Source organism: Paenibacillus lacisediminis, from assembly GCF_046567315.2.
On sequence record NZ_JBKIAX020000001.1, the window covers coordinates 202,849 to 215,383 of the forward strand.

The window sequence follows — 12,535 nt, forward strand, 5'->3', positions numbered from 1 at the left end:
TACTAAAAAGGGGAAGAGGGTATAATAGGACTATGCCAAAAATCGTGAACCATGAAACGCAAAGACGTTTAGTCGCTGAAGCCGCATTAAGAGTGATCCGGCAATCCGGCCTGGAACAGGCTACCGTGCGTAAAATTGCGGAGGAGGCGGGGCTGTCGGTCGGGTCTATGCGCCATTATTTCTCATCTCAGGTTGAACTGTTTACTTTTTGCATGAATATATTCGTTGAACGGGTCGAGAAAAGATTGGAGGCTTTTGAGCTAACAGGACCTCTGCTGGCGGACTTAAAAAGATTGCTGCTGCAGTTTTTGCCTGCCGATGAGGAGAGAACGCTGGAAATGGAGGTATGGTTTGCTTTTCATGCGAAGGCCTTGGTATATCCCGAATTGCGGAGGTTAAGCGCGAATATTCAGGACGGGTTACATAAAGCCTCCCGTTTCGTGCTGGAAGAGATCATACGAAACCGGTTAGCCCGGCCCAATCTGAATATCGAACTGGAGACCGAGAAATTGTATGCGTTCATCGACGGATTAGCCATGCATAAAATCATGCAACCGGACCGGCTGCCGGTGGAAAGGCTGGAAAGCCTCCTGGAATCTTATCTGGCGGCTTTATGTTCCGAATGAACCGCAGGTTCATATTGTGCTGTTAACGACAATATGAAGCTGCGGTTGTTATTTTTTTAGGAGAAATGAATCGAGAGCATGTTCCAATAGAACAAAAAGATCGTGTAAAACAGGCAATCTTAAATTCATCTTAAATGGACGTGAAACGGCAATTGGCATGGTAAACTGGAGTATATGCTAAAAGCTGGGACAGGGGGCCGGTTTGTGCAAAGAACGGTGTTGCTTGTGGATGATAACCGGGAGATCGTGGAATTGCTGAGGTTGTTTCTTGTGAAGGAAGGCATCCGCATCGTGGAAGCTTATAATGGGATGGAGGCGTGGGAATGTATTCAGCGGGAAAACATCGATCTTGCCGTGCTGGATATCATGATGCCGGAAATGGATGGGGTGCGGCTATTGCAGCTGCTGCGTACGGAATATAAGCTGCCTGTCATTCTGTTGTCCGCCAAAAATCAGGATGACGACAAAATCATGGGCTTGCAAATGGGCGCGGATGACTTTATTTCTAAGCCGTTTAATCCGCTGGAGGTGGTGGCCCGAATTCAGGCCATGCTGCGCAGAAGTTATGATTTTAATGAATCCGCCGGGCCTGAGCTTGAGCAAACGGAGGACACGGTCAACGGGGAGCTGAGGCTCAGCCATCGGGATTGCACGCTGTACAAAAACGGACGGGAGATTCCTTTGACGGCGATTGAATATAAGCTTCTCTCCACACTGATGCAATCGCCGGGACGTGTTTTTACCAAAAAACAGCTGTTTGAGCAAGTATGGTCGGATCATTATTATGAGGATGCCAATACGGTCATGGTCCATATCTCCAGGCTGAGAGACAAGATCGAGGACTCGCCCAAGCAGCCGTTCTATATTCAAACCATTCGCGGACTTGGGTACAAATTCGCCAAAAAGGGGGATTTGCGGTGAACCAGGGCAAGCTTTTTTATGCTATGTTCAAGACCTATGTTCTGTTTGCTGTTTCGTTGGGTGCCGTCATTCTGACCTTCCTTGCTTTTGTGCTGGATATGGATAACCGGACTATCGAAGTGAATTTGCTGGAGTTGCTCCTGTTCCTGGGGGTGTTCGCCGCAAGCAGTCTCTTATACAGCTTGTGGACGGCCAAGCGGATCACCGGACCGCTGGAACAGATTGCTTCTGCCATTCGAAGGATGGAGGAGGGGAAGTACAGCGAACGGTTGAATATTGCCGCAGGATATGAGTTTTCCGTCATTCAGCAGCGCTTTAATGATATGGCGGAATCGCTGGAGCGGTCGGAAGCGGAGAATCGGCGGCTTCAGGAGAGCAAGCGGCGGATGCTGGCCGATCTGTCCCATGATCTGAAGACCCCCATTACGACGATTCAGGGCTATGCCAAAGCTCTGGAGCTGGGAATACTCGAGAATGAGGAGGAAAAGAAACGCTTTCTGCGGCTGATCTCCAACAAAGCGACTCATGTCACGGCGCTGATCGATCAGATTTTCAATCTGGCTAAGCTGGATCGGCCTGGTTATCCTATGGCTATGGAACTGGTGGATGTCGCCGAATTGCTGCGCGAGATTGCCGCTGATTTTTATGAGCCGTTAGAAGCTAAAAACTTCCAGTTAGAGGTGGAAATTCCGGCGGAGGAAGTGATGGCGAAATGTGATCCGAATCTGATACGAAGGGCTGTGTCCAATCTGTTGTCCAACGCCCTGCAGCATAATCCTCCAGGCACACGGGTCACCGTTCAACTCACGGAATCGGAGCAGTGCCTCTCCCTTGCAGTTGCGGATAATGGCGTTGGTATCTCTGATGAGTTGAAAAAAACCATCTTTGATCCCTTTGTCCGCGGGGACGCCGCTCGGCGGGAAGAGGGGAGTTCCGGGCTGGGACTCGCCATCGCCAGACAAATCGCCGAGCTGCACGGCGGCGAACTCCATCTGTCCAACACCCAAGGCTCAACCACTTTTGAGCTGATGTTGCGAATTTAATTTTTTGATTGACTCTTATAGAGAAGCGTGATATTATAAATTTCGTTGCTGCAAAACAATTGCATCGACGAAATACGCGGTCGTGGCGGAATTGGCAGACGCGCACGGTTCAGGTCCGTGTGGGCTAACCCCCCGTGGAGGTTCGAGTCCTCTCGACCGCATCAATTTTGTAATGAACGAGCTCTTGAGTTTCCTTTTGTGGAGATTCAGGAGCTTTTTGCATACTCGGAATTTGTAAGGTATTGCTCATTACTTGGGCCGAAGAAAGCTTTGAGCTGTATTCAAGATGAACATAAATGTTGGCGGTCGTAGAGTAATGGCTATGCCGAATGGTAATGGTCTGATGCTGAAAGTTAATGGCGTCCCATTTCAGTCCGACAATTTCACTTCGCCGCAGCCCGTAAAAAGCGGCCAGTATGACAGCCAACTCCACTGGGTCACCTTTCACTACCTCGAACAAATCGTTGAGTTCATCACAAGTATAGTAGCTTCCGATGAATTGACTCTTCTTGAGCCGCTTGACTTTGTCTGTGGGGTTCGAAGGAATCGTGTCCATTTCAAAAGCGTGTTGCAAAGCCTGTCGAATGTTGGCATGATAATGCAGTACCGTGTTTGTGGTCAACTCAAATTTTTTCAAGACATACAGATAAAAATCGCGAAGATGTTTGGGTTGCAGGTCCGGCAGATAAATTCCTTTTTCCCGGAAGTACGGGACGCTCTTGTTGTTAACAGCAAAACTACAAGCCGAGTGGGTGGTGATTTCAACTTGGTATTTCATCATTTCAAGCCATTCCACCATGAAGTCGGCGAATAAAACGTATTAGTGGCGGACGGTATGCTGGCCTGTCTGGTTAACCCGTCGCTGGGGCGGGAGTGGGAGTTAGACTATACTCCAGTTGCTAAACCGATAACAGTTGTGGTTGTCGGCGGGGGTCAAGGTGGCTTGGAAGCAGCCAGAATATCGGCAGTAAAAGGCCATGAAGTCAGCTTATTTGAAAAGAGGGGATTTTTAAGCGGTCAATTCGTATCGGCAGCTTACCCGCCAAGTAAGGGAGAATTGGCGACCTACACAGCCTAGATAATTAATGAGTTAGATAAGCTGGGTGTGAAACTCGCCCTAAGGTATAGACCCAATAATAAACTGGCCGAAGAACTAAAAACCATATCGGACCATGTCGTTGTTGCTGGTGGAGCGCTAAAAACGAGCAATGCGCTGCAGGCCATCAAAGAAGGTTTTGAAGCGGGCATCTCCATAAAGTAATCCTAATCTTTATTGATTCCAAAGTCGTTCCTTCCCGGAACGACTTTTTATATTGTCCAATGGAACACACTATTGCGAAAAAGTCCCGGGGGATAAGGATAATGGATAATCTGGTATTCCGAAGTGAAAATAAGGCATGACAGCTGAAAAACTAGAGTGTTTAGAAATTGATGTTTAAAACTCCTGTAATGACAATTGGCACAAAGCGTGCCTTGGAGAGATAAACGCGGACCATGAGGAAGGAAAGTAGACGGCATGTGCGGGGAGATAGCCGGCGATGCGGACGCGATTCCGTTTTTGGATATAAATATAAAAAGGAAAAGATCAGGTTAGACTGTTACGACGGTAGCGCCAGTCAAATGAAGCAGCTGCGGGAGCGAAACTTATTTTCTTAGCGCAATGGAATTAATTTTCTGACTGCTAATAAATAAAGTTAAAAAACGTTTGACAAAGAAATTGTAAGCGATTAATATTACCTGTATACAAGGTATACAATGTATACAAAAAAAGAAAACACAAGTTGCAAAGAGGTGATCCAGGATTAAAATCATCGATACGCACATGCATTTGGGTACTTCTAAATTTTCAGGAGTAAGTACAACGGAAGAAGACCTGATCCGGGCAATGGATAAGTTCGGCATTGCAGCCGGACTTGTAATGCCTCAGCCGACGCTGGAAAATGTCTATGATGTTCACACTCACATCGGTGAAATGATGAGAAAATACCCGCAGCGGGTTTATGGGATGACCAGTCTGGATCCCTGGCTGGAGGAAGAGATTTATGTGGCGGAAGTGGAGCGCTGCATCAGGCAGTTCGGGTTCGTGGCCATTAAGTTGCATCCCTTGGGACACAATATCAGCCCGTTATCCAAGCTCTGCAATAAAGTCTATGAGCTGGCCGAGCTGCATCAGGTTCCGGTTCTGGTGCACACCGGGACGGGGAATCCGTTCTCGCTCCCGTCGCTGATGATTGATCCGGCCAAGCGTTATCCCGGTGTATCCTTTGTACTGTGTCATGCAGGCTTTGCTGTGTATGCGGATGAAGCGCTCGTCGCAGCCAAGCATTGTGAGAACATCTATCTCGAGCCTTCCTGGTGCCAGACCTATATGACACGAAAGATGATTGATCAGGTGGGGATCCATAAAATCATTATGGGCTCCGACCATATCAGCAACATCCCGGTGGAGCTGGCGAAGTATAACAACATCGGTCTAACAGACGAACAATTGGAAGCGATTTTTTACGACAATCCGAAGCGGATCTTTAAGCTGCATGATCTTTGATGTAGTGTGCAAACCGAACTATCCATACTAATGCCGGTTTCGGCAGCAGGGAGTGTACGTAATGGGCAAAACCGTACTAAGCACCGCAGGCACGGATTTTTATATTAACGGCAAGAAAGTATATGAAGAGATTCAGGGCAGCCGCCCCGAGGCTCATGGCTTATTGATGAACGCAAGATTTATTCAGGGTATCTTCGATGACAGTGAGCAGCCGGAGCGGTTTAACCGTTTTGAACGAACATTTGATCCGGAGAAGAATACCGATGACCTGATCGCGGCTCTCCCGGAATGGTACGCCCATGGCCTCCGCGCATTTACAGTAGGGCTTCAAGGCGGCGGGCCTTGCTTTACCTTGTTCAATGAGAAGCTGAACAACAATCCTTTTGGCGAGGACGGCACAAGCTTTGATCCTGCATATGCCAACCGACTGGACCGCTTAATCCGCGCCGCAGATGAGATCGGCATGGTGGTTATCGTCTGCTTCTTCTATTTCTTCCAGGCAGAGCGGTTGCAGAGCGGGCGGGCGGTACTGGAGGCAACCCGTACAGCTTCACGGTTCCTCAAGCAGGGCGGGTACACCAATGTGATTATCGAGATCGCCAATGAACATGATCTGACCAAGAAGCATTCCCTGCTGGAGTTTCCTGAAGGCATAGTCACGCTGATGGAAATGGCCAAGAATGAATCCGGCGGAATGCTTGTCGGCTGCAGCTCCACCGCACCCGGTATCAGCGAACAGGTTGCCCAGGAGAGTGACATTGTCTTCTACCATGGGAACGGACGAACCCGGCAGCAGTATTACAACGATGTCTGCCAGCTTAGAAGCTGGGCGCCCGATAAACCGATTCTTTGCAATGAGGACTCCCAGGCACTGGGCAACATGGAGGTAGCCTTCCGCCAGCATACCTCCTGGGGTTATTACAATAATCTGACCAAGCAAGAACCGCCGGCAGATTGGGGGATTACGGAAGGGGAAGACCGGTTTTTCGCTTACCGGATGGCCAGAACCATCGGCATTGCGCTGCCGGAGATCCCTTTTGAAGAGCAGTATTATCTGCAGGGTCTGGAAAAGGATATCACCGTAGACGGAAAAAGGTGGATTAGACTGGCCAGCGTATATCCAGAAACGATCGATTATGTAGAGTTCTACCGCAACGGTGAGCTGGAGCATTTAAGCTATGACGAGCCGTTTTTTATCAACTTCGTATTCAACTGGTATCAGAGCCCTGTGCTTGAACAGCAGGAGGACAAGGAATGGAAGGCAGTGATCCATCTGAAATCCGGAGAGGTGCTGGAGAAGAAAGTGCTGCTTTAATTGAGAAGTTACAGCTCAATAGAATGAATAACCCTATTTGGAGACGAGGAGAACTGGAAAATGAGCAGATATAATATTTCTGTACTGGCTGGAGACGGAATCGGACCTGAGGTTACTGAGGAAGCATTAAAGGTATTACGCACTGTACAGCGGATGTATGGTTCGTTTGATCTTGAATTTGAACATAACGGAGCAAGCTCCGGCCAATTCCTGAAGATAGGCAAAGCGATGACCGAAGAGCAGTTTGCACAGTGCAAAGCGGCCGATGCGATGCTAATGGGAGCAATCGGCCTGTTCGAAGCGCGGCATCCGGATGGACGGGAAGTTAACGGGGACGTTATTTTCCGGCTGCGGTTCGACTTGGATTTGTATGCAGGTGTGCGGCCGGTGAAGCTATATGAAGGCGTTCCGGGGCCATTGCGGGAACAGGAAAAAGGCATCGATTATGTAGTGGTCCGGGAAAATATCGAAGGACTGTACGCCTCGCGCACCGGGGGCTGTAATGTCCGGGACGAAATTGCAACCGATACCATTATCATCACCAGAACCGGCACACAGAAGATTGTTGACTATGCCTTCCGGCTGGCCGCGAAGCGCAAAGGCCGTGCTGCTGACGGGAAATCGATGGTAACCTGCGTGGATAAAGCCAATGTGTTAAGCTCCTATGCCTATTTCCGTAAAATTTACGATGAGGTAGCGGCCAATTATCCTGATATTGCAAAAGACTATGCCTATGTGGATGCGATGGCGTTCTATCAAGTCATCCAGCCTTTCCAATACGATGTTCTGGTAGCGGAAAATATGTTCGCAGACATCCTGTCTGACCTCTCGTCAGCTACCATCGGCGGACTTGGACTTGCGCCATCCGGTGATATTGGCGACCGTCATGCCATGTTCCAGCCTTCGCACGGTTCAGCACCGGGGATCGCCGGCCAGCAAATTGCCAACCCGATAGCGACGATCCTCTCAGGCGGAATGATGCTTGACTGGCTGGGGGAACAGCATCGGGATAATGCCCTAATCCAGGCGGGCAAAGACATCGAGGCGGCGGTGGCAACAGTATTAAAAGAAGGAGTCATCCGCACTGGAGATATCGGTGGCAAATCCTCCACGTCAGAAGTGGGAGATGCAATAGTCGAGGCATTGATCAAGCGGCATGAGGGGGCACAGTCATGGAGCAACTCCAAGGAATAATTGTTGGTTCAGGTCATTTTGCCCAAATTCAGATGGAGGCCTGGGCCGAGGTTCAGGGTGGTAGAATTATAGCGGTTGTCAGCCGGGATGCTGAAGGAGCCAGAAAACTGGCAGAAGCTTATCAGATCCCCAACTGGGGAGCAGATACGGAGATTCATGAGCTGATAAACTGCTTAAAACCGGACTTTTTGGATATTTGTACTCCACCAGATTGTCATTATGAATACGCCCAAATCGCTGCAGACCGGGGGATTGCCGTCCTGTGCCAAAAGCCTGTCGCTCCCACCCAGGAGGAAAGTGAACTGCTGGTCCACTACTGCAAAGACAAGGGTGTGCCGGTCATGATTAATGAGAACTGGCGCTGGCAGGGCTGGTATAGAGAAATCCGCAGGATTATTGATTCAGACCGGCTGGGCCGCCTGTTTCAGGTTTATTTTGCAATGCGCCCCGGTGACGGCTTCGGCGATTCTCCTTACCCGCTGCAGCCCTATTTCAAGGATATGGAAAAGTTTCTGCTCTATGAAACCGGAGTACACTGGATTGATACGTTTAGGTATTTGTTCGGAGAAATTGAGAGCGTGTACTGCCAGGTGAGAACCTGGAACCCTCTCATACAAGGCGAAGATGCGGCGACTGTGCTGTTCAATTTTGTCAATGGCATGACAGGCATCTATGATGCCAACCGGGCTGTTTATGCGGAAGAGGTTCGTCCGCCAACCTACGGCTGGATGAAGCTGGAGGGCGAGCTTGGCAATTTGCGGCTCGATGAGGACGGGCGCATCTTCATTACCTTACGCGGCGGGACCGAGCAGGAGCATGCCTACCAGATTCCGGACGGCTGGAAAGGCGGCAGCGTCATTTCCACCCATCAGCATTTCATTGACGGTCTGCGTTCAGGGGACAGCAGCTATTTCGAGACTGAAGGGGAGAAGTATATGATTTCCCAACGAATCGTATACGCCTGTTACCAATCGGCCAAGGAACAGAGAGTCGTAGCTATTGCGCAGGAATAGGAGGAACCTATGATCAACTGGAGAGAACAGCTGGAGATTAGTCTGGTTCATCCGGGCTTATGGCCGGCTGCCGCTGTGGATGCAAGGGAATGGGAGCGTTCCATCCGGCTGGTGTTGGAAGATCCGTTCTTTGAGCGGATTGAGGTCGCTCCAATTGCTGATCCGCAGCGCAGACGGCAATTCTCGGAATGGCTGCGTGTAACGAACATGAAAGCAAGCTATCTGCTGCAGCCGTTGATTTTTGGAAAAGGCTATAATCTTCAGTCTGCGGATCAGGCGGAGCAACTGCTTGCGGTAGAAAGTATCATTGCGGCGATGGATGATGCGCTCGAATCAGGGGCAGACCGGATCGCTGTGATCAGCGGCCCGAAAGATCCGCAGGCCACGCTGCAATCAGAGCTTGACCGGCTCAGCGATTCGTTGCTGCTGCTGGATCAGGCGGCTGGGGAGCGGAAGCTGAAACTCGATCTGGAATTGTTTGATACGGCTGTAGACAAAAAACGGCTGTTCGGAGACAGCACACTGGCTGCCAAGCTGATGCAGCAGCTTGAAGGGCGGACTACAAATCTTGCTCTGCTGGCCGATTTAAGCCATGTGCCGCTGCTGGAGGAAACCATTGAGGATACGGTCTTCAATACGAAAACGTGGCTCGGGCATGTGCACATCGGGAATTGCTCGATTGATCCGGAGGATGAGCGGTTCGGAGACAAACATCCGTATTTCGGTTATCGCGGGGGTTGCCACGATGTGCCTGAGGTTGCCCGCTTCCTGCAGGCTCTCATAGAGGCCGGTTATCTGTCACCCGAACGTAAAGCCGGTTTGGGCTTTGAGATTATTGCAGCAGCGGACGAAGATCCGGGTCTGCTGATTGCTGGCGCGAAACGGACGCTGGTTAAAGCCCTGTACCAGATTACATCCGAATCCCGGAAAGCGGGTGAACGGATATGAGCCATTTGCTGCTGGCTTTTTATGGCGATGATTTTACCGGATCGACGGATGCGATGGAAATGCTGTCAACGCGGGGATACCGGACGGTATTATTCCTCGATCCCCCTGATCCGGAGGAACTGAAGATGAATTATCCGGATGTGGATTGCATCGGCATTGCGGGAATCAGCCGTTCCCTGCCAAGCGCAGAGCTGGAGGAGGAGCTTGTTCCGATTTTTGAGCGTATGCTTGCTTATCAGCCGTCAGTTATCCACTACAAAGTGTGCTCGACATTTGACTCTGCACCGGAGATCGGAAGCATTGGACGCGTTATCGATATCGGGAAAAGAATGTTCAGGAATCAGCAGGTTACACCGGTCTTGGCGGGTGCGCCTCCATTATCCAGATACACTGTATTCGGCCAGCACTTTGCGGCTGCCGCGGGAGCCATTCACCGCCTGGACCGTCACCCTATCATGTCCGTCCATCCGGCAACCCCGATGGATGAAGCAGATCTCAGGCTGCATCTTGGGAAGCAGACAGAGCTTCCGGTAGGCTTGATGTCTGTGCTTGAGCTGGGGGGGAATGATGAAGAGGTGTGGCGGACTTTTGCAAGTAAACAGGACCCGGTCCTATTGTTCGATTCACTGAACCGGAGCGATACGATGGCTGCAGGAAAGCTGCTATGGAGAATGGCTCAGGAGGATGCTCCGCTCTTTGTGGTTGGTTCCTCCGGGGTAGAATATGCATTGGCCGGTGTATGGGAATCGTCAGCCGGATTAAAGCGTGAGGTCCCGGATTATACTATTAACCATACAATACCGGATGAAGCTGAGCCTATTGTAGTCCTTTCCGGCAGCGCCTCCGATACTACGAGAAGGCAGATTGAAGCGGCAGAGAAGGAAGGATTCGTGTCTGTCCGTCTTCCGCTCAAGGAGCTTTTGAGTACAGATACCGCAGCGGCCGCCCTGCAAAAGATAGTGGATACAGCGGAGGAAGTACTGAAAGAGGGCCAGGACATCATTTTTTATACCGCGAAAGGCCCAAAGGATCCTTCCATTCGGGAGACAAGAGACAATTTAGACTCGATTGGCATTCGGCCAGATAAAAGCGGGAGACTGCTTGGACAATTGCTGGGGCGTATCATGAAGGGAATCATCACGCGCAAATGCACCAGAAGATTTGTCGTTGCCGGCGGAGATACTTCGGGATTCGCCACCAAGGAGCTTGGCGTATCCGCAATGGAAATAGCCGTTCCTATTGCACCCGGAGCACCGCTCAACCTGTGTTATTCCAGTGATCACCTTGTAAACGGGCTGGAGCTTGCTCTTAAGGGAGGACAGCTTGGACAAGAGGATTACTTTTTAAGAGTAAAAAAGGAAATTGTGAATAAAAACAGATAGGAAGGGGGTGAGAACGACGAATACGTCAGGGCAAGGGCAAGAAATAATTGATGTTGGGCAGTATATGATGAGCTACGGGCTGGCTTGGGGAAACTCGGGCAATATCAGCAAGCGTATGGACGGCGATTCCATGTTAATTACGGGATCCGGTACCTATATGGGACATCTGGAGGAGAACGATCTGGTTCAGGTGACCATCTCCTCGGGTAAATATGATGCTGCCGGAAAGCGGCCTTCCAAAGAAATTCCGATGCATGCTGCCATCTACGAGGCGCGTCCCGATGCAGGATTCATCATTCACGCTTCCCCGTTCTGGACGACTCTTGCTGCCTGCTCGGACCTGCAGATCGAAAGCAAGCTGTTTGTCGAGAGCATGTATTATGCGGAGCGCGTCGCTTATGTGGACTATTATCATCCGGGAAGCCGGGAGCTGGGGGAGGCAGTCCGGGATAAGGCCAAAGAAGCTAATGTAATCATACTAAAAAACCACGGTGTTATCGTTTTTGATTCTTCAATGAAGGAAGCCCGGATGTGTCTTGAGACCATCGAAATGACCTGCAAAATGGCTGCCACTGCGCAAATGACCGGCTTAACTCCTACTGTTTTAAACCCGGAGACGGCACTGGATTTTCTCCAGCATTCCGGATACAAGCCCCGCCGTTTATGGTAATATGAGGGCAACCATATAAAACAGAAGGATGAGAGCATGAACAATTTAGGAATAGTAAAGGATACTCTGGATCAGGCCGTTTACTTGCGGTTGCGTGAAATGATTATCAACGGAGAGTTTCTGCCCGATCAGCTGATTATTCAGAACCAGCTGACAGAGACGCTCGGCGTCAGCCGTACCCCTCTACGCAAAGCGATGGCGGAGTTGGAGATGGAAGGACTCTTATATAGAACCTCAAAGGGCTGGTATGCGAAAAAATTCACCCTGGAGGACATGATCTCTGTATTTGAGCTTCGTGCTGTGCTGGAAGGCTTGGCCTGCCGGTTGATAGCACCAGTGATTGAAGACGAGAAAATTGTCTATATGCGGGCAATCTTTCAAAGCGCATATCAAAAGAGACAGAATCATGACAAGGATGCTTATTATTTGGCTGACAAGAAATTTCATAATCTGATTGCATCAGAAATCAAAGACTTTCATCTCTCCAAGTCCTTGGAATCATTCAAGGTAATCCAGACCAGTCTCACGCAAGGACTATATCGTTCGCCTGATGAGACCTATCCCGAGCATATGGCGATCATTGACGCAATCGAGAAGAGGGACGGCGACCTTGCTGAAGAATTAATGAGAAATCATATCCGGGCTACGATCGCTGTACTGAGATCAGGGGATTCTTCTATCCATTTTTAACTTCCTGCGAGGAAGATTACGTGGGGACCTACGGTCCAAATTTCAGGCAACAGACAGGTGTGATTTATAATGATGCTCTCTTAGGCATCGTTGTTGCCTGGAATTGAAGGTTTGAAAAACAAGCAACTTTCCTATTACGGATACCTCCAAAGGCGTCCGTATTTACCAAAAATGTAAATGAAAACGCT

Annotated in this window: 13 protein-coding genes and 1 tRNA gene; 13 read left to right on the plus strand and 1 reads right to left on the minus strand. The window is 49.8% G+C overall.

The features are described from left to right. The first annotated feature begins 32 nt into the window (after nt 1-32). The 4 genes from ACLD72_RS00895 (at nt 33) to ACLD72_RS00910 (ending at nt 2,751) form a co-directional block, all read left to right on the plus strand. Nucleotides 33-626: a TetR/AcrR family transcriptional regulator gene (locus tag ACLD72_RS00895; protein WP_410995097.1), complete on the plus strand. Its 594-nt coding sequence runs from the start codon at nt 33-35 to the stop codon at nt 624-626. Nucleotides 627-830: 204 nt separating this feature from the next. Continuing rightward, on the plus strand, nt 831-1,547 hold the full coding sequence (locus ACLD72_RS00900; RefSeq protein ID WP_410995096.1) for a response regulator transcription factor: 717 nt from the start codon (nt 831-833) through the stop codon (nt 1,545-1,547). Continuing rightward, nucleotides 1,544-2,590: a sensor histidine kinase gene (locus tag ACLD72_RS00905; RefSeq protein ID WP_410995094.1), complete on the plus strand. Its 1,047-nt coding sequence runs from the start codon at nt 1,544-1,546 to the stop codon at nt 2,588-2,590. The genes ACLD72_RS00900 and ACLD72_RS00905 overlap by 4 nt, the downstream gene beginning before the upstream one ends. Before the next feature lie 76 nt (nt 2,591-2,666). Continuing rightward, nucleotides 2,667-2,751 (plus strand) — tRNA-Leu (locus ACLD72_RS00910). On the opposite strand, the gene ACLD72_RS00915 is transcribed toward ACLD72_RS00910, so the two are convergent. Next, the gene (locus ACLD72_RS00915) at nt 2,715-3,389 is read right to left on the minus strand and encodes a tyrosine-type recombinase/integrase (RefSeq protein ID WP_458475461.1); all 675 of its coding nucleotides are present in this window, start codon (nt 3,387-3,389) and stop codon (nt 2,715-2,717) included. The two genes, ACLD72_RS00910 and ACLD72_RS00915, sit on opposite strands and share 37 nt — an antisense overlap. Nucleotides 3,390-3,425: 36 nt before the next feature. On the opposite strand from ACLD72_RS00915, the gene ACLD72_RS00920 reads away from it, so the two are divergent. The 9 genes from ACLD72_RS00920 to ACLD72_RS00960 all read left to right on the plus strand — a co-directional run bounded on the left by ACLD72_RS00920 (nt 3,426) and on the right by ACLD72_RS00960 (nt 12,347). Further along, nucleotides 3,426-3,668, plus strand: coding sequence for an FAD-dependent oxidoreductase (locus ACLD72_RS00920; protein ID WP_410995091.1), 243 nt, complete (start codon nt 3,426-3,428; stop codon nt 3,666-3,668). 807 nt (nt 3,669-4,475) lie between these two features. Then, nucleotides 4,476-5,135, plus strand: coding sequence for an amidohydrolase family protein (locus ACLD72_RS00925; protein ID WP_410995089.1), 660 nt, complete (start codon nt 4,476-4,478; stop codon nt 5,133-5,135). A gap of 61 nt (nt 5,136-5,196) precedes the next feature. Next, nucleotides 5,197-6,450 (plus strand): hypothetical protein, encoded by a 1,254-nt coding sequence (locus tag ACLD72_RS00930; protein WP_410995088.1) that lies wholly within the window; start codon nt 5,197-5,199, stop codon nt 6,448-6,450. 60 nt (nt 6,451-6,510) lie between these two features. Continuing rightward, nucleotides 6,511-7,644: an isocitrate/isopropylmalate dehydrogenase family protein gene (locus tag ACLD72_RS00935; RefSeq protein ID WP_410995086.1), complete on the plus strand. Its 1,134-nt coding sequence runs from the start codon at nt 6,511-6,513 to the stop codon at nt 7,642-7,644. After that, nucleotides 7,623-8,657 (plus strand): Gfo/Idh/MocA family protein, encoded by a 1,035-nt coding sequence (locus tag ACLD72_RS00940; protein WP_410995085.1) that lies wholly within the window; start codon nt 7,623-7,625, stop codon nt 8,655-8,657. Before ACLD72_RS00935 ends, ACLD72_RS00940 begins: the two co-directional genes overlap by 22 nt. A gap of 9 nt (nt 8,658-8,666) precedes the next feature. Beyond that, a complete protein-coding gene (locus tag ACLD72_RS00945; protein WP_410995084.1) occupies nt 8,667-9,605 on the plus strand; it encodes a TIM barrel protein in 939 nt (312 codons plus the stop codon). Beyond that, nucleotides 9,602-10,987, plus strand: a complete 1,386-nt coding sequence (locus tag ACLD72_RS00950) for a four-carbon acid sugar kinase family protein (RefSeq protein WP_410995083.1) — start codon at nt 9,602-9,604, stop codon at nt 10,985-10,987. Before ACLD72_RS00945 ends, ACLD72_RS00950 begins: the two co-directional genes overlap by 4 nt. A 7-nt stretch (nt 10,988-10,994) precedes the next feature. Next, complete coding sequence (locus ACLD72_RS00955) at nt 10,995-11,657, plus strand: class II aldolase/adducin family protein (RefSeq protein WP_410995082.1); 663 nt, start codon at nt 10,995-10,997, stop codon at nt 11,655-11,657. A gap of 36 nt (nt 11,658-11,693) precedes the next feature. Continuing rightward, nucleotides 11,694-12,347, plus strand: a complete 654-nt coding sequence (locus tag ACLD72_RS00960) for a GntR family transcriptional regulator (RefSeq protein ID WP_410995081.1) — start codon at nt 11,694-11,696, stop codon at nt 12,345-12,347. Nucleotides 12,348-12,535: the final 188 nt, after the last annotated feature.